The 17,411-nt window shown below is 70.4% G+C and carries 11 protein-coding genes; 6 read left to right on the top strand and 5 right to left on the bottom strand.

Going from position 1 to position 17,411, the window contains the following annotated elements; genetic code table 11:
• Nucleotides 1-95: 95 nt before the first annotated feature.
• The 5 genes from ACH4U7_RS00120 to ACH4U7_RS00100 all read right to left on the bottom strand — a co-directional run bounded on the left by ACH4U7_RS00120 (nt 96) and on the right by ACH4U7_RS00100 (nt 6,241).
• The gene (locus ACH4U7_RS00120; protein WP_398525768.1) at nt 96-818 is read right to left on the bottom strand and encodes a glycerophosphodiester phosphodiesterase; all 723 of its coding nucleotides are present in this window, start codon (nt 816-818) and stop codon (nt 96-98) included.
• Entirely contained in the window at nt 815-2,203 is a 1,389-nt protein-coding gene (locus ACH4U7_RS00115; RefSeq protein WP_398525767.1) for an ABC transporter substrate-binding protein, read from the bottom strand. Before ACH4U7_RS00115 ends, ACH4U7_RS00120 begins: the two co-directional genes overlap by 4 nt.
• Entirely contained in the window at nt 2,200-3,057 is an 858-nt protein-coding gene (locus ACH4U7_RS00110; RefSeq protein ID WP_398525766.1) for a carbohydrate ABC transporter permease, read from the bottom strand. The genes ACH4U7_RS00115 and ACH4U7_RS00110 overlap by 4 nt, the downstream gene beginning before the upstream one ends.
• A complete protein-coding gene (locus ACH4U7_RS00105) occupies nt 3,054-3,968 on the bottom strand; it encodes a carbohydrate ABC transporter permease (protein WP_398525765.1) in 915 nt (304 codons plus the stop codon). Before ACH4U7_RS00105 ends, ACH4U7_RS00110 begins: the two co-directional genes overlap by 4 nt.
• 209 nt (nt 3,969-4,177) lie before the next feature.
• Nucleotides 4,178-6,241, bottom strand: coding sequence for a pyridoxamine 5'-phosphate oxidase family protein (locus ACH4U7_RS00100; protein ID WP_398525764.1), 2,064 nt, complete (start codon nt 6,239-6,241; stop codon nt 4,178-4,180).
• A gap of 155 nt (nt 6,242-6,396) precedes the next feature.
• Here ACH4U7_RS00100 and dhaK point away from each other — a divergent pair, with 155 nt between their 5' ends.
• The 6 genes from dhaK (at nt 6,397) to ACH4U7_RS00070 (ending at nt 17,381) form a co-directional block, all read left to right on the top strand.
• Nucleotides 6,397-7,389: a dihydroxyacetone kinase subunit DhaK gene (gene dhaK / locus ACH4U7_RS00095; RefSeq protein WP_398525763.1), complete on the top strand. Its 993-nt coding sequence runs from the start codon at nt 6,397-6,399 to the stop codon at nt 7,387-7,389.
• A gap of 68 nt (nt 7,390-7,457) precedes the next feature.
• Nucleotides 7,458-8,108, top strand: coding sequence for a dihydroxyacetone kinase subunit DhaL (gene dhaL, locus ACH4U7_RS00090; RefSeq protein ID WP_398525762.1), 651 nt, complete (start codon nt 7,458-7,460; stop codon nt 8,106-8,108).
• Entirely contained in the window at nt 8,105-8,518 is a 414-nt protein-coding gene (locus tag ACH4U7_RS00085) for a PTS-dependent dihydroxyacetone kinase phosphotransferase subunit DhaM (protein WP_089505382.1), read from the top strand. The genes dhaL and ACH4U7_RS00085 overlap by 4 nt, the downstream gene beginning before the upstream one ends.
• Nucleotides 8,519-8,683: 165 nt before the next feature.
• Complete coding sequence (locus ACH4U7_RS00080) at nt 8,684-11,305, top strand: polysaccharide lyase family 8 super-sandwich domain-containing protein (protein WP_398525761.1); 2,622 nt, start codon at nt 8,684-8,686, stop codon at nt 11,303-11,305.
• A 170-nt stretch (nt 11,306-11,475) separates the two neighbouring features.
• Nucleotides 11,476-14,049, top strand: coding sequence for a Pls/PosA family non-ribosomal peptide synthetase (locus tag ACH4U7_RS00075; RefSeq protein WP_398525760.1), 2,574 nt, complete (start codon nt 11,476-11,478; stop codon nt 14,047-14,049).
• A 17-nt stretch (nt 14,050-14,066) separates the two neighbouring features.
• Nucleotides 14,067-17,381 carry an amino acid adenylation domain-containing protein gene (locus ACH4U7_RS00070; protein WP_398525759.1) on the top strand — a complete coding sequence of 1,105 codons (3,315 nt, stop codon included), beginning with the start codon at nt 14,067-14,069 and terminating at the stop codon, nt 17,379-17,381.
• Nucleotides 17,382-17,411: the final 30 nt, after the last annotated feature.

Genomic DNA, 17,411 nt, shown 5'->3' with positions numbered 1-17,411 from the left:
ACAATACGGAAGGGCCGCGGGCCCGGACGCCGCATCCGCCGAGACGGCGTCCGGGCCCGCGTATCCCGGCCGAACGGGCAGCTGGCTGCGGGCGGTCAGACCGCTCGCAGCCAGCCGTCGATCAGCGCGGGATGATCGGTGGTGACCGCGTCGGCGCCCAGGGCCACACAGCGCGCCAGCCGCCCGGCGTCGGCGGCCGGCCAGGCGTCCACCCTCAGCCCCTGGGCGTGGCAGCGCTCGACCAGACCGGTCGTCAGCTCGGGCGTGAGCTCCGGGCAGACCCAGGTGGCCTTCACTTCGGCGGCGCGCGCGGGCAGTTCCGCCGTGGGGTCGGCGGTGATCAGCCCCCGTTCCACCTGGGGCAGCAGCCGCGCGGCCTCGTCGAGCGCCTCGGCCTGGAAGGAGGTGAGCACGACTCGCTCGGGCAGTGGGGTTTGCCGGTCGAACTCGGCCAGAGCGGCCACCGCCTCGGGGGCCTTGATCTCCACCTGCACCAGTCCGGGGAAGGCGTCCAGGGCCTCGCGGAGCGTGGGGATCCGCTCGCCCTGGCCGGCGTCGAGCTCCCGCAGCTCGGCCAGGGAGAGCGCGGCGACCTCGCCCGTACCGTCGGTGGTGCGGTCCACGGTGGCGTCGTGGATCACCACGAGGTGCCCGTCGCGGGACACCCGCACATCCAGTTCGACACCCTCGGCGCCGACCCGGTGGGCGCGGCGGAAGGAGCGCAGGGTGTTTTCCGGCTCATCGGCCCTGGCGCCCCGGTGTCCGTAGACCAGAGGACGTACGGCCGGGCGTGGGGTGGCGGGTCGGGACGGTGTCACAGGTGCTCCTCAATGGACTCACGGTGCCGGTCCACTCCCTTGCGCAGCCGCGTGGCGACATCGGAGAACGCCTCGTGCGCGGGGGTGTTGCCGGTCCAGATCTTCTGTAGCCCGGTGTAGATCTGGACATTGGCGTTGGGCACCATCATCCGCACCTGGTCGCCCTTGCGGGTGTGCGGCAGCTGCTTGACCGCGGTGGAGAAGTTGGGGTCCTCGGTGAGCAGCTTCGCCAGCGCGGGGGACTTGGTGGCGGCCGGGACCACGGGCATATAGCCGGTCTGGACGGTCCACTGGGCCGCGTTCTCCGGCCGCGCCAGGAAGCGTACGAACTCCGCGGCGGCCTGTTTGCGCTCCTTGGGCACCCGTTTGAACATACCGAGCCCGCCGCCGCCCGTGGTCACCCCGAACTCCTTGTGGCGGGGCAGGAATCCGGTGCCCAGCTCCCAGCCGCCCGCCTTCGCCATCTCGGAGATCTTCTTCAGCCCGCCGGTGGAGGTGATCAGGGTTGCGATCAGCTGGTTGCCCATGTCCCCGGCGGGGTCGGTGGACATATAGGCGATGCGGTCCTTGTGGACCAGTTTGCGCTGCCACTCCCCGGCCGCGACGGTGGCCTCGTGGTCGATGGTGACGTCCAGGCCCTTGGAGTACGCGCCGCCCCACTGCCAGGCGGTGCACTGGAACTGCCAGTCCCCGTCGATCTTCTGATACGCCTCCATGGCGACCGGCTTGCCCTGGGTCTTCAGCCGGGTGATCTCCTTGGCCCAGCCGTACATCTCCTCCCAGGTCTCGGGGGCCCGGTCGGGCACCCCGGCCTTCTTGAAGAGGGTGCGGTTGAAATAGAAGAGCGGGGTGGAGCGGGCCAGCGGCAGCCACCAGTGGTGGCCCTTGACCCGCCCCTCCCCCAGCAGCCTCGCGTTGTAGGTGGCGCGCAGCTCGCCGGGGTCGATGTAGTCGTCCCAGGGCTCGAGCGCGTCCCCGAAGTAGAAGCGGTACCACTTCACATCGGACAGCACGCACAGATCGGGTGCCTGGCCGGCGAGCAGCCCGACGACCGCCTTCTGGGCGCATTCGTCGTACGTGCCCTGGAACTGGACCTCCACATAGATGTCGCGCTGCTCGCGGTTGAACTTGTCGGCGAGATCCTGGAGGGCGCGGCCGGGTACGTCCGCGAAGGTGGACCACAGCACGGTGCGGGTGCGCCCGGCGTAGCGGTCGGGGACCGATCCGCCCGGCTGGTCCACCGGCCCGGTGGTGGTGCCGCAGGCGCTCAGCAGCGCGGCGGCCGTGGGCGCCCCGGCCGCGAGGGCGAGAAAGCGCCGACGGCTGGGGAGGCTGTGGCTCGGGCTGGGGAGGCTGTGGCTCAGGTTGGGGAGGCTCTGGTTCACTTCCCGGCTCCCTGGGTCAGCCCGGCGATGATGTAGCGCTGGGCGATGAAGAAGACGATGAGCACCGGCAGGATCACCATCACCGTGCCGGCCAGGATGGCGCCCCAGTTGGCGTAGGTCTCCTGGTCCCGCAGGAAGAGGAGGCCGACCGGGAGGGTGCGCATATCGGCGCTGCTGGTCACGATCAGCGGCCAGATGAAGTCGTTCCACTTGGTCACCATGATCACGATGGCGACGGTGATCACCATGGGCCGTGACATGGGCAGTACGACGCGGAAGAGGGTGCGCAGATGGCCCGCCCCGTCGATCCGGGCCGCGTCCATGACCTCCTTGGGGAGCGTCAGCATGTGCTGGCGCAGCAGGAATGTGCCGAAGACCGAGCCCAGCCCCGGGGCGATCAGGCCGGCCCAGGTGTTGACCCAGCCCAGCTGGGCGATGGTCAGGAAGTTGGGCAGCAGGGTGACATGGCCGGGGACCATCATGGCGCCCAGCAGGAAGAGGAACAGCCACTTCTTGCCGGGGAAGGGCAGGAAGACGAAGGCGTACGCGCACAGCAGCGCGGAACACAGCTCGATGGCGGTGCCGACGACCGAGACCACGAGGGAGTTGAGGAAGAACCGGTCGAAGGGGGCCGCGTTCCAGGCGTCCGTGAAGTTGCTCCAGCGCAGGTCGGTGGGGACCCAGTGGGGCGGATAGGCGTAGATCTGGGGGTTGGTCTTCAGCGCCGAGGAGGCCAGCCAGTACAGCGGGCCGGCCGCGATGAGCGCGACCAGGACGAGCAGCGCGTACAGGCCGAGGCGCCGGGCCCGGCCGCCGGGGCGGCGGGAGGGCGCCGCCGGGTCGAGGGCCGTCACTGGTAGTGCACCTTTCGCTCGAGGTAGCGCGCCTGTCCCGCGGTGATCAGCAGAAGCACGGCGAACATGATCATCGCGCCGGCGGCGGAGCGCCCCGCGTCGAAGGCGCGGAATCCCTGGTCGTAGATGAACCAGCTGAGGGTGGAGGTGGAGGTGCCCGGGCCGCCTGCGGTCATCATGGCCAGCACGTCGAACGCCTGGAAGGTGCTGATGGTGCAGGTCACCAGGAGGAAGAAGGTGACCGGTGAAAGCAGCGGGAGGGTGATCCGGCGCAACCGCGTCCAGGGCCCGGCGCCGTCCAGCGCGGCGGCCTCGTACACCTCCCTGGGCAGGCCCTGGAGCCCGGCCAGGTAGACCACGGCGACGAATCCGATGTTCTTCCAGAGGTAGACCAGGATCAGACCGGTCAGCGCCCACTTGGAGTCGGTCATCATGGCCGGGGCGGTCAGTCCGAGCGGGGCCATCAGCGGGCGTATCAGCCCGTAGTTGGGGTCGAAGACGAACAGCCACAGGGTGCCGACGGCGGCCCCGGAGAGCACATACGGGGCGAAGGTCAGCGTCCGCACCACGTTCCGGCCGCGCAGCTTCTGGTTCAGGAGCAGCGCGGTGGCCAGCCCGAGGACGATACCGCCGGCCACGATGCCGACGACGAAGACGACCGTGGTCCACAAGGTGGCGCGGAAGTCGGGGTCGGTGAGCAGATCGGTGTAGTTGCCGAGCCCGACGAAGTCCTTGACCGGGGAGATCATGTCCCAGTCGGTCAGGCTGAGATAGCCGTTGTAGACCACCGGCCAGTAGGCGAAGAGCAGCAGGAACAGGAAGTTCGGGGCGGCGAACGCGGCGAAGAGCAGATAGTCGCGCCGTCTGCGCCTGGCGCGCAGACGGCGGCCGGCGTCGTCGATGGCAGACAAGGGGAGTTGATCCTTCCGAACTGCGCCCCGAGGCGCCCCCAGCTACCGCTGGGAGGTACCCCCGGGGGGACGTGCTGGTGACAGCCCCAAGGGATACCAACAGAGTTGATGAGAAGGAAACACCTTGTCGTGTTACAACTTGGCCTACATCACATGCATCGCTGGCTTTTTCTCACTCCTTCCGTGAACAACCGCCGGAAACACGGGACTCAGCCCCGTCGGGTGGTCCGCACCACCTCGCCCGGGCGCCAGGTCTGCAGCACCAGATCGGAGCCCTCCACGGCGGTGCGCACCACCTCGGTCACCTCGACGCGGAAGAGGTGGAACGGCTCCGGCGGGTGGACCTCCGCGGCGAAGCGGGCGAGCAGTTGCGGATCGGTCACCTCCACGGCGCGCCCGCCGACCCGTACGTCGCCGCCGTCCATCCCGGTGTCGGGGCCGGGGTTGGCGTGGATCGCGAAGCGCGCGTCGCGCCGCAGGTCCAGGGCCTTGCGCGAATCCGGCATCATGCCCAGCCACATCTCGCCGAAGCGGAAGTCCACTTCGAGACCGGTCACCCGCGGGCTGCCGTCCTGGCGCAGGGTGGCCAGCACATGGTGCCGGTAGCGCTGGAATCGCTCCCGCACCACGGTGGAGAACGCGGGCTCCGCCGCCTCGAACCCACCCCAACTGGTCGTCGTCGCACTCATCATGGCGCCCATGCTTCCGGGATTACCGGACACCTTCTGTCGGGATTGGAGCTCACGCGCCTGATCCGGCGGCAGATGGGCGGTCCAGTCCGTCCCGGGCAGCCGATACGCCACCCAGGTCTGCGCATAGGCCGGGGGACGCGGCTGGGAGCGGTGGGTGAGCACGGCAGTGGGTTCCCGGGCGGACCGCAACACCAGCGCCGCGGGCGTGATGGACCGGTTGTTCCCGCTGGTCTGGGCGGAGGCGCAGCCTGCGTGGTACGCGATGGGCAGGGCGTGGTCGCCGGCGACCAGGCACGGCGACCGCAGCCCCAGCCGGTGCAGCGCGGCAGCGGCCGTCCGGTAGCTTCCGTTGACCTTCTCCGACTGGGCCGCCGAACGGCCGAGCACCACATGCTGCGAGGCCAGTTGGAGGGTGACCACCACACCGAGCGCGACCGCCACGGGCTGCGGGGAGCGCACGCCCTGGACGATACGGAGCAGCAGCTCGGCCATGGGGAGCGCGAGCAGCGCATAGGAGGGCATCAGGAAGCGCGGCGCGAAGTAGCCGATGAGCAGCAGATACGGGATGGCGAGCGCGGCGGCGCAGACGATCGGCAGGATGGTCAGCGCGAGCGGGTGGCCGTGGTGCGGGGCGCCCGGGCGGGCCACGCGCTCCCGGCGGTCGCGGCGGTCCCGTACGGCGACGACGACCGCGGCGGCGGTCAGCAGCGGCAGCGCCAGCCACCACACGGTCAGCTCCGGGTGGCGCAGCGGCACCTCGCACGGACGGCACAGCTGCGGCCCGTTCAGGCTGCGCAGCGCCGCCCCGACGTTGAAGTGCAGCCCCATGCCGCCCTCGACATCGCTGGAGACCTGCAGCCGCTCCAGGACGCCGCCGAAGCGGGCGTACGCCTCGCCCACCCACTGCGCGGCGCCCAGTGTGAGCCCGCCGAGCAGCGCGGGCAGGGCCGGCCGCCAGGCCCGGATGGCCACGGCCCCGGCCAGCAGCGGCAGGGCCAGCCAGCCCCCGTCGGGGGTCCGTACGAGAGTGACGCCCGCGATGACGGCGGCCAGCCACCAGCGCGCGCTCCGCTCGGCGGGGGCGCGCAGAAACCAGCCGACGGCGGCCACCGCGCCGATCGCCACCCACAGGTTCGGCATCACCGTGGGTCCACTGATCTGGGTGATCCACAGCCCGGCGAACAGGAGTGCGGCCAGGGCGACCGTGCCGTGGCCGAGCATCCGGCGCCACACCCGGAAGGCGGCGTACAGGGCGGCGGCGGAGAGCACCGCGAGGAGTACCCGCAGCACCGGAATGGAGGAGGTCACGGAGACGACCGGGGCGACCAGCATGCTGATGCCGCGGGAGCGGGGGGCGCTGAAGTACGCGGCCGGGTGGCGCGGGTCGACCTGGGAGACGTACACGGACTCGTCCCAGCCCAGGGCGTGCGCGGTGTGCGGAATGACCACGAGGAGCTGGACGAGGGCGTAACCGGCGGCCACCAGCGCGAGCCAGGGCGCGGGGCGGCGATGGCGCGCCGGCTCGAAGGGTTGCGGGCGCGGGCGCGGGGTGGCGGCGGCCGGGGCGACAGTATTCTCCATGCGCGAACCATATGATGCTTTTGTACCTTTTTCTCCGCATTGATCCATTCAGCTCAGCGCCCAAGGGGTGCCATGAGCGCCGGAGATCCGTAGGATTTTCATCCCGCGTACAGCTCCACCCGTACAGCTCCACCCGGCGGAGAACGGACACGCATATGAAGATGCTGATCAACGTTGCCGAGACCGTGGTCGCCGACGCCCTGCGCGGAATGGCCGCCGCGCATCCCGAGTTGACGGTGGACGTCGAGAACCGGTTGATCGTCCGGCGGGACGCCCCGGTCGCCGGCAAGGTCGCGCTGGTCTCCGGTGGCGGATCGGGGCATGAGCCGCTGCACGGGGGATTCGTCGGGCCCGGAATGCTGGACGCGGCGTGCCCCGGCGAGGTCTTCACCTCCCCCGTGCCCGATCAGATGGTGCGGGCCGCGGCCGCCGTGGACAGCGGCAAGGGGGTCCTGTTCATCGTCAAGAACTACACCGGCGACGTCCTCAACTTCGACATGGCGGCCGAGCTCGCCGAGGACGAGGGCGTACAGATCGCCAAGGTCCTGGTCAACGACGACGTGGCGGTGACCGACAGCCTCTACACGGCCGGGCGGCGCGGCACCGGGGCGACGCTGTTCGTGGAGAAGATCGCCGGCGCGGCGGCCGAGGAGGGCGCGCCGCTGGACCGGGTGGCGGCGCTCGCCCGGCAGGTCAACGAGTCGTCGCGGAGCTTCGGCGTCGCCCTCAGCGCCTGCACCACCCCCGCCAAGGGCGGCCCGACCTTCGACCTCCCGGCCGGGGAGCTGGAGTTGGGCGTGGGCATCCACGGCGAGCCCGGGCGCGAGCGGCGGGCCATGATGACCTCCCACGAGATCGCCGACTTCGCGGTGGACGCGGTGCTGGAGGAGCTGCGGACCGACAACCCGGTCCTCGTCCTCGTCAACGGCATGGGGGCCACACCGCTGCTGGAGCTGTACGGCTTCGCCGCCGAGGTGCACCGGGTGCTCGGCGAGCGCGAGGTGGTGGTGGCACATACGCTCGTCGGCAACTACGTCACCTCGCTCGACATGGCGGGCGCTTCGGTGACCCTGTGCCGGGTCGACGAGGAACTGCTGCGACTGTGGAACGCGCCGGTAAGGACCGCCGGACTGCGCTGGGGCTGCTGACCGGGACCGGCTCCCGCCACCGATACGTACGCTGTCGCCGTTTGGCCATTCGACCGAGGAGGCGCCCTGTGCCCAGCTCTGTGTCCAGCAGCGAAACCGCCGACGAACCGGCGCTCGACGCCGCCTTCTTCCACCGCTGGCTCACCGCGGCGGCCGCGGCCATAAGCCGCGAGGCGACCCGACTGACCGAGCTGGACTCAGCCATCGGCGACGCCGACCACGGCAGCAATATGCAGCGCGGCTTCACGGCCGTCACCGAAGCCCTGGAGAAGGAGCCGCCGGGCCCGCCGGGGGCCGTGCTGATCCTGGCCGGACGTCAGCTGATCTCCAAGGTGGGCGGCGCCTCGGGGCCGCTGTACGGGACACTGCTGCGCCGGGCGGGCAAGGCGCTCGGCGACGCCGAGCAGGTCACCGTACGGCAGCTGGCCGACGCGCTGCGGACCGGTGTGGACGCGGTCGCCCAGCTCGGCGGCGCCGCGCCCGGCGACAAGACGATGCTGGACGCTCTCCTCCCCGCGCTGGACGCGCTGGCCGCCGACGGCGGGTCCTTCGCGGCGGCGAGCGAGGCCGCGGACAAGGGCGCGCTGGCCACCGTGCCGATGCTGGCGCGCAAGGGCCGGGCCAGCTATCTGGGCGAGCGCAGCATCGGCCACCAGGACCCCGGCGCCACCTCGTCGGCGCTGCTGTTCGCGGCCCTCGCGGAGGTGGCTTCTTCATGAGTGACGCGGAGAAGCGGGTCGGCGTGGTGCTGGTGTCGCACAGCGCCGCCGTCGCCGAGTCGGTGGCTCAGCTGGCCACCGGGCTGGCCGGCGGCGGCAGCACCGCGCCGGTCACCGCGGCCGGCGGCACCCCGGACGGCGGGCTCGGCACCAGCCCGGAGCTGGTCGCCGAGGCGGCTCACGCGGTCGACCAGGGCGCGGGCGTGGCGGTCCTGGTGGACCTGGGCAGCGCCGTGCTGACCGTGAAGGCGCTGCTGGCCGAGGGCGACGAGCTGCCCCCGGGCTCCCGGCTGGTGGACGCGCCGCTGGTGGAGGGCGCGGTGGCGGCGGTCGTCGCCGCCTCGGCGGGGGCGGACGTGGACGCGGTCGCGCGGGCGGCGGAGGAGGCGTACGACTACCGCAAGGTCTGATCCGGGACGGGTCCGGGGCCTTCCGGGTCGGGCCCGGGGGCGAGCCCGGACTCCGAGCCCGGGGGCTTCGGCATGAAGATGCAATCATCGCCCGGACTGGTGACAGGGAAGGTCACCGTTGGTTGAATGCGCCGAGCGCTTTCCGGTCAACCCCTGGAGCGTCCCGTGCGGATGACACGTCGTGCCCTGTTGTCGATCGTCCCGGCGGCGACCCTGTCGGCGGTGGCGCCGCCGCAGCGGGCCTGGTCCCAGGCGCCGCGGGAGGCGACACCCGGCGAGGCCGCCGAGGACCAGGCAACGCTGATCGGCAACACCGTCGCCGTCCTCGCCGGCACCGCCGACTCCAACGCCCGGCCGGAGGTCGCCGCCAAGCTCGCCGCCATCGCCTCCACGGCCAAGGCCCGGCTGGCCGCCCTGGACGGCGCCGGGTCGGGCGAGCTGTTCCGCGGCCTTCCGCTGGGGAGCAGCGACACCAATCTGACGACGTCCTTCCAGTACCTGTACGAGATCGCCCTCGCCACCCGCGCCCCCGGCGGCGCGGCCCCGGGCGCAGGTGACGATACAGCGGTCCAGCGGCGGGTCATCGACGGCCTGGTCCGGCTCCACGACGACTACTACGGCGACCAGTCGAAGGGCTACTACGGCAACTGGTTCAACTGGGAGATCGGCATCTCCTCCCAGCTGACCCGGACCCTCGTCCTGCTGAAGGACGAGCTCACCGCATACCGCCCCGACCTGACCGCCACCTGCGTCGCCTCGATGGACGCCTACCTCCGCAACGGCAAGGCCGGCGACGTCGACCTCGACTCCCGCTTCCACACCGGCGCCAACCTCGCCGACATCACCACCAACCGGATCCTCCAAGGCGCCGTGCTCGGCGACGAGGCCCGTATCACCAAGGCGGTCGCCGACCAGCTGACCGTCCTCACCACCATCGACCCGTACCACCTCAGCCACAACGTCACCGACGGCTTCTACGCCGACGGCTCCTTCATCCAGCACGCCTCCGTCGCCTACACCGGCTCCTACGGCAAGGGCCTGCTCACCCGCATGGTCCAGGCCATCAAGATCCTCGAGGGGACCGGCTATGCCCAGGGCCAGGACCGCGTCGGCGCCGTGCGCAACTGGGTGGTGCGCGGCTTCGCACCGCTGGTGTTCGAGGGCTGGATGATGGAGATCGTCAAGGGCCGCGGGGTGTCCCGCAGCACCACCACGGGATACACCGATGTCGCGGAGGTCGTCGAGGCCGTCGTCGACCTGTCCGGCTATGCGGCCGGGGCCGACGCCACCGCCCTCAAGGGCTACGTCAAGTTCGTACGGCAGAACTCCCGGGCCACCCTCGACCCGGCGCGCTTCCTCTCCCCCGTCAGCGTCGCCCGCTACGCCGACATCCTCGCCGACACCGGGATCCCCGCGAAGGACCTCAACCCGGCCGAGCGCCACGTCGCGTTCAACGCGATGGACAAGACCGTCCACCGGCGCCCCGGCTACGCCTTCGCGCTGGCCCGCAGCTCACCGAGGATCAGCAAGTACGAGTACATGAACGGCGAGAACCTGATGCCCTGGTTCCAGGGCGACGGGGCCCACTACCTCTATCTCTCCGGCCAGGACCAGACCCAGGCCTTCGGCGTCGACTACTTCACCACCGTCTCGCCCTACCGCCTGGCCGGCGTCACCGCCCCCGTGGAGACCCGCCGTACGGTCCCCGAGCTCTACGGCGGCCTGTGGTACGACAACCCGGAGCGCGGCTTCACCTCCTCCTCCGAGTCGCAGAACACCTACGTCTACTTCCCCCGCGGCGCGGGCGGCCTCTCCGGCGGCGCCTGCCTCGGCGCGTACGGCGCGGCCGGGCTCGTCCAGGCCGACGACGTCGCGTACGCCGCCCAGCAGGCCGGTACCCTGCCCGACGACTTCGTCGCCTACCGCAACGCCCGCGCCACCAAGTCGTGGTTCATGCTCGACGACGAGATCGTCGTCCTCGCCGCGGGCGTGGGCGACCCGGCGGGTCGCGCGGTGACAACAACCATCGACAGCCGCGTCAGCCGCCTGGCCCGGCCGGCGGACACCGTCACCCTCACCGGGCGGCTGCGCGACGGCACGCCCTGGTCCGGCACCGGCACCGCCCCGCTGGCCTGGCTGCGCTACGCCGACGCGGGCCAGGGCACCGCGGTCGGCTATGTGTTCCTGGACGGGCGGCGGCCCACCGTGGCGCTCGAGACGGTCACCCGCAGCCGCCGCGCCGTCCGCGTGTCCAACCCGGACACCATGGTGACCAAGCAGGTCTTCTCCGTCTCCGTCGAACAGCCGGCCGGCGCGCCCGCCACCTCGATGGCCTACGCCCTCGTCCCGAACGCGTCCGAGCGGCAGCTGATGGCGTACGCCGACGGGCCGATGTCCGTGCTGGCCAACACCGCGCGCGTCCAGGCGGTGCGGCACGAGGGCCTCGGCCTGATCGCCGTCAACGTCTTCGCCCCCGGCCACCACCACGCCGGACATCTGTCGATGGACGGCCCGGCGTCGGTGATCCTCCGTGAGGGGCGCGACGGGACCGTATCGGTGGCGGTGGCCGACCCGACCACCGAGCGCGACACGGTCTCGGTCGTCATCCGGGGCCGCGCCCTGCGGGCCGGCTCGGTGGACGAGGGCGTACGGGTCGACCGCCTCCCCGGCGGCACCCGGATCCGCGTCGCCACCCGCCACTCCTACGGACGGAGCTTCACGGCGACGCTGCGCGGACGCCGACGGGCCGAAGGCCGGCCGGCAGGTAGCCAACGGGCCGACGGATAGCCGAACAGGCCGACGGATAGCCAACAGGCCGAAGAACAAGGGCTCCTCACCCGGTCGGTGGAGGAAATCGAGGAACACCGGCCCGCCGAACATTACTGTCGTGTCATCGCGATCGAGTCCGAGCGGCACCCAGTGACCGGTGGTCATCGAAACTTCCTCAAGGAGCTCGAATGGCTGAGAAGTCCGCCGAAGCCTTGATATCGGAGCCGGACGAACCCGCGATCGACGGACGCGTCGGTGTCGAACCGGCGGGGACGGACATCGAGAGGAAACTCGCCGAAGTACTGGCCGAGGTCGTATCCGCAGAACGCGTTTCGACCGCCCACCACTTCTTCACCGATCTCGGCGCGAACTCCTTGGTCATGGCCCAGTTCTGCGCACGGGTCAGAAAGAGACCGGACCTGCCGTCCGTGTCGATGAAGGACATCTATCGACACCCCACGATACAGAGCCTGGCGGCGGCTGTCGCGAGCACCGCCGCTGCCGCAACCGCCACCGCCACTGCCACCGCCACCGCCACCGCTGTCGATTCACCGGCACCGACGCAGATGGTACCGCCGACGCGGAAGGCATCGGCGCGCACACTGGATTACGTACTGTGCGGAACACTCCAGTTGCTGGTTTTCCTGGGCTATTCCTCCGTCACCGGACTCGTCGCGGCCCGAGGCTATGAATGGGTCGCCGACGGCTCGGGTCTGGTCGACACCTATCTTCGGTCGGTCCTGTTCGGCGGCATCGGCTTCGTCGTTCTGTGCACCTTCCCGATCGCCGCCAAATGGATCCTCATCGGCCGCTGGAAGAGCCGCGAGTTCCCGGTCTGGGGCCTGACCTATGTGCGCTTTTGGATCGTCAAAGCGCTGCTCCACGCCAATCCGATGCACTTCTTCATCGGCAATCCGCTGTATGTGCTGTATCTGCGGGCGCTCGGCGCGCGGATCGGCAAGGAAGTCACCATCCTCTCCCACTCCATCCCCGTCTGCACCGATCTGCTCACGGTCGGGGCCGGCACGGTGATCCGCAAGGATGCGTTCTTCCTCTGCTATCGGGCGCACGCCGGACACATCCAGACCGGCCGGGTCACCCTCGGTCGGGACGTGTTCATCGGCGAGAAGACCGTGCTCGACATCGACACCTCGATGGGCGATGGAGCGCAGCTCGGCCACTCATCCGCCCTCTACCGCGGTCAGGCGGTCCCGGACGGCGAGCGCCATCACGGGTCACCGGCGCAGCCGACACAGATCGACCATGTGAGGGTCGGGCCGGCCCGGTGCGGTACGTCGCGCCGGTTCCGCTTCGGCCTCGCCACCCTGCTTCAGCTGTTCCTGCTGTATCTACCGCTGACCGTCGGCGGCATATACATGCTGTTCCAGGCGATTCCGGCGCTCGGCGAGCGAGCGGACGCGGGGGCGGCCGGAATCACCTCGTCGAATTTCCTCATCGACGCGCTGCTCATGTCCTCCGCGCTGTTCTTCGGCTTCGTCGTCGTGGGCCTCGCCTTCGTATGCACCGTTCCGCGCCTGCTGAATCTGTTCATCAAGCCCGACAAGGTCTACCCGCTCTACGGCTTCCACTACGCGGCGCACCGGGCGATTGCCGGCATGACGAACTTGAAGTTCTTCACATGGTTCTTCGGCGACAGCTCCTATATCGTCCACTATCTCCGCGGTCTCGGATACGACTTGTCCCGGGTCGAGCAGACGGGGTCCAACTTCGGCACGGAGGTGCGGCACGAGACCCCGTATCTGGCCTCCGTGGGCAGCGGAACGATGGTGGCCGACGGCCTCTCCCTCCTCAACGCGGAATTCTCGAGCACATCCTTCCGGGTGTCCCGGGCGTCGATCGGAGCGCATAACTTCCTCGGCAACAACATCGCCTATCCCGTCGGGGCCAGGACGGGTGACAACTGCCTGCTCGCGACGAAGGTGATGGTCCCCCTCGACGGTGAGCTCCGCGAAGGGGTGGGACTGCTCGGCTCGCCCTGTTTCGAGATTCCCCGGTCGGTGGAGCGCGACTCCCGATTCGACCACCTCAGGGGCGGGGAGGAACTGCGCCGCAGGCTCGCCGCGAAGAACCGCTACAACGCCCGCTCCATGATTTTCTTCCTGCTCGTACGGTGGCTGCACGCCTTTGTGCTCACGGCGCTCGGTCTCGCCTCGATCAGCCTCTACGGTGAGCTCGGGCATGTGGTGATCGCCGCGTATCTGGCTCTCACGCTCGCCTTCACCGCCCTCTACTTCGCCCTCGTGGAGCGCGGCGTGGCGGCGTTCCGCGCGCTGCGCCCGCGGCTGTGCTCCATCTACGACCCGTACTTCTGGTGGCATGAACGGCTGTGGAAGGTTCCGGACGAACACCTCGAGCTTTTCAACGGAACCCCCTTCAAGAATCTGATCTGGCGGCTGTTGGGGGTGCGCATCGGCAGCAGGGTCTTCGACGACGGCTGCTATATGACCGAGCGGACGCTCACCGCAATCGGGGACGACTGCACCCTGAACATCGGGAGCAAGGTCCAGTGCCACTCGCAGGAGGACGGCACCTTCAAGTCCGACCGCACCACGCTCGGTGCCGACTGCACCCTCGGGGTCGGCACCCATGTGCACTACGGCGTGACGTTGGGCGACGGTGTGGTGATGGCACCCGATTCCTTCCTCATGAAAGGCGAGGAAGTCCCCCCGAACGCACAGTGGGGAGGAAACCCCGCCACGGAGCTGCCGGTGGCGAACCACGCCGGATCCACGGCGATGTGAGGAAGGGGGGCCATTCGATGGGAGCACGCGTGGAAGCGGATCAGGAGTGTGTGAGCGGTGTGCCGACCGCTGGTGGATTCCCCGTGGTTCCACGGTGGACCCGGGAGCCGGTGGCGGGCGTGGCCGAGTACGAAGTGGCAGTGCCGGGCGATGTGGTGGAGGGGGTGCGTGAACTGGCACGGGAGTTGGGGGTGCCGGTGAGCGCGGTGCTGTTGGCCGCGCACGCCAAGGTGCTGTCCGCGCTGTCGGGTGAGCAGGAGGTGGTGACGGGCTATGCCGCCGACACGACGGACCCTCCGCTGCCGTGCCGGCTGACCGTCGCACCCGAGTCGTGGCGCGCACTGGTGTTGAGCGCTCATCGCGCCGCGGCCGAGCCGGCGGCGCACGGGGAGTTTGCCGCCGATGAGCCGCGGCGGGAGCCGGAGGCGGCGGGTTACGAGGTCGTGTTCGACCCGGCGGGCGCCGAACGCGGGCTGGGCGACGGCGTGGTGCTAGAGGTGAGCTGGTGTTGGTGTGATCGGGGCGGGCGGCTGGTGGCGCGGCTGCGGTACCGCACCGAGGTGATCGACGGCGAATGCGCGGCCCGCGTCGGCGGCTACCACCTGGCCGCGCTGGGCCTGATGGCGGCGGATGCGGAGGCTGAGCACACGCGGCAGAGTCTGCTGTCGGCCCAGGAGGTGCGCCATCAGCTCGAAGGTCTTGCCGGGCCCCGCCGGATGCTGCCGCAGGGGCGCGCGCATGAGCTGTTCGAGCAGCGGGCGCGGGCGCATCCGGAGGCGGTGGCGGCGGTGCACGGCGATCGCCGGTGGACGTACGGGGAGCTGAACGCGCGCGCGAACCGGCTGGCGCGGGCGCTGCTGGCGCGGGGTCTTGGCCGGGAAGCGGTGGTGGGGGTGGTCGCCGAACGCGGCCTCGACTGGCTGGCCGCGGTGTTGGCGGTGTTCAAGGCCGGGGGCGTGTATCTGCCGATCGAGCCCCACTTCCCCGCCGGTCGTATCGCGGCCACGTTGTCGCGTGCCGAGTGCCGACTCGTACTCACCGAATCCGGCAGCACACACACCCTCGATCAGGCCCTGGCCACGCTGCCGGGGGTGCAGAAGGTGCTGGTCGAGGCGGCGTACGCGGAACAGCACGCCGACACCGACGTCGGGGTGGACGTCGCGGCCGATCAGCTGGCCTACATCTACTTCACCTCCGGCTCCACCGGCGAACCGAAGGGGGCGATGTGTGAGCACGCGGGCATGCTCAACCACCTCTACGCCAAGATCGACGACCTGGGGATCGGTCAGGGCCGAGTGGTGGCGCAGACGGCCCCGCAGTGTTTCGACATCTCGCTGTGGCAGTTGCTGGCGGCGCTGCTGGTGGGCGGGCGGACGCTGCTGATCGGCCAAGAGGTGGTCGTGGACGCGGAGCGCTTCGTCGACACGCTGGTACGTGGCCGGGCCACCGTGGTGCAGGTCGTGCCCTCCTATCTGGAGGTGGTGGTGTCGTACCTGGAGCGGTATCCCCGCGAGCTGCCCGATCTGAGGTGTGTCTCGGTGACCGGTGAGGCGCTGCAGCGGGAGCTGGTCCAGCGCTGGTTCGCCATCCAGCCGAGGATCAAGCTGGTCAACGCCTACGGGCTGACCGAGACCTCGGACGACACCAACCACGAGGTCATGGACGGGGTGCCGGAGCGGGTGCTGTTGGGCCGTGCGGTCAGCAACGTGCATGTCTATGTCGTCGACGAGCGTCTGTCGCTGGTGCCGTTGGGCGCCCCGGGGCTGATCGCGTTCTCCGGGGTGTGCGTGGGGCGTGGATATGTCAATGACCCCGAGCGGACCCGTGAGGCATATCGTGACGATCCGCACCGGCCGGGTGAGCGGCTGTATCTGGGGGGTGACTGGGGACGCTGGCATCCCGGTGGCAAGCTGGAGTTCCTCGGCCGTCGGGACAACCAGGTCAAGATCCGTGGCTTCCGTATCGAGATCGGCGAGATCGAGAACACTCTGCTGCGGGCGCCCGGGGTACGGAACGCCGCCGTGGTCGTGGCCGAGCGGCCGGACCACAGCACACACCTGATCGCCTTCTACAGCGGCCGGCGGCAGGAGGCGGACGTACTGCGCGAGGCGCTGGGCGCCGCGCTGCCCGCCTATATGGTCCCCGCGGCCTTTCACTGGCAGCACGATCTACCCCTGACCGCCAACGGCAAGATCGACCGCAAGGCGCTGACCGCGCTGGCCGAACAGGCCCCGCCGGCCGAGCAGACCACACCCGCGAGGACGGGCGAGGCCGCCGGAGCGCAGCACCACGCCCCGCGCACCCCGACCGAGCGGAGGCTGGCGGCTGCCTGGGCCGAGCTGCTGGGCGTTCCCCGGCACCGGATCGGCCGGCAGGACCACTTCTTCGACTCCGGCGGCACCTCGCTGTCGGCCGTGAAACTCACCATCGCCCTGGGCCGCGCGGTGTCCCTCAAGGACATCACACGCCACCCGGTGCTCGCCGACCTCGCCGCACTCCTCGACGGCACGTCCCGGCCGCGCCCGGGGCTGCTCCAGCCCCTGTCGGACCGGTCACTGGCGGGGGCGGATGGTGCCCCGGAGTGTGCCCTGGTGTGCTTCCCCTACGCGGGCGGCAACGCGGTGAACTTCCGTCCGATGGCCGACGCCCTGGCGGGCCGCGGGCCCGCGGTCTACGGCGTCGACCTGCCCGGTCACGATCTGGCCGCCCAGAGCGAGCCGTTCGCGCCGATGGCGCGGGTAGTGGAGCAGGTCATCGCCGAGATCACCGGGCACGGCCTGCGCAGGGTCATGCTGTGGGGCCACTCCTCGGGCGCCGCGCCGGCCGTGGAGACGGCGAGGAAACTCGGGGAGCGCGGGGTGGAGGTCCCCCGTGTGTTCCTCGGCGCGCAGCTGCTCGGCACGGCCACCGACCGGAGCGCCGCCATCGGCGAGTTGACGGGACAGACCGACGCCGAGATCGCCGCGCAGCTGAGCGCGCACGGCGGCTACACCGAACTCACCGAGCTCAACGAGTCACACGCCGAGCACATCGGTGCCGCCTACCGGCACGACTGCGTGGCCGCACACCGCTATTTCACCGACGCCCTGGAGACCCCGCCGACGGCGAAGCTCTCCGCACCGGTCACCGTCGTCATCGCCGCCGACGACCCGAGCACGGCGGACTACCGCGACCGGTACCGCGACTGGCGGCTCCTCGCCGAGCGGGTGGAGCTGCGCGAACTCGCCGACGGCGGCCACTACTTCCCGCGTACCCGTCCGCTCGTAACGGCACAGGCCGTCCTGAGCGCCGCCGAATCGCCGACCTTGGCGGAATCGCCGGCCCCCTCCTGAGGCTCCTCCCGAGCCTTCTGAGTGGCGATC

Origin of the sequence: Streptomyces sp. NPDC020845, assembly GCF_044334165.1 — a bacterium.
GTDB lineage: Bacteria > Actinomycetota > Actinomycetes > Streptomycetales > Streptomycetaceae > Streptomyces.
This window is presented reverse-complemented; position numbering and strand designations above follow the sequence as displayed.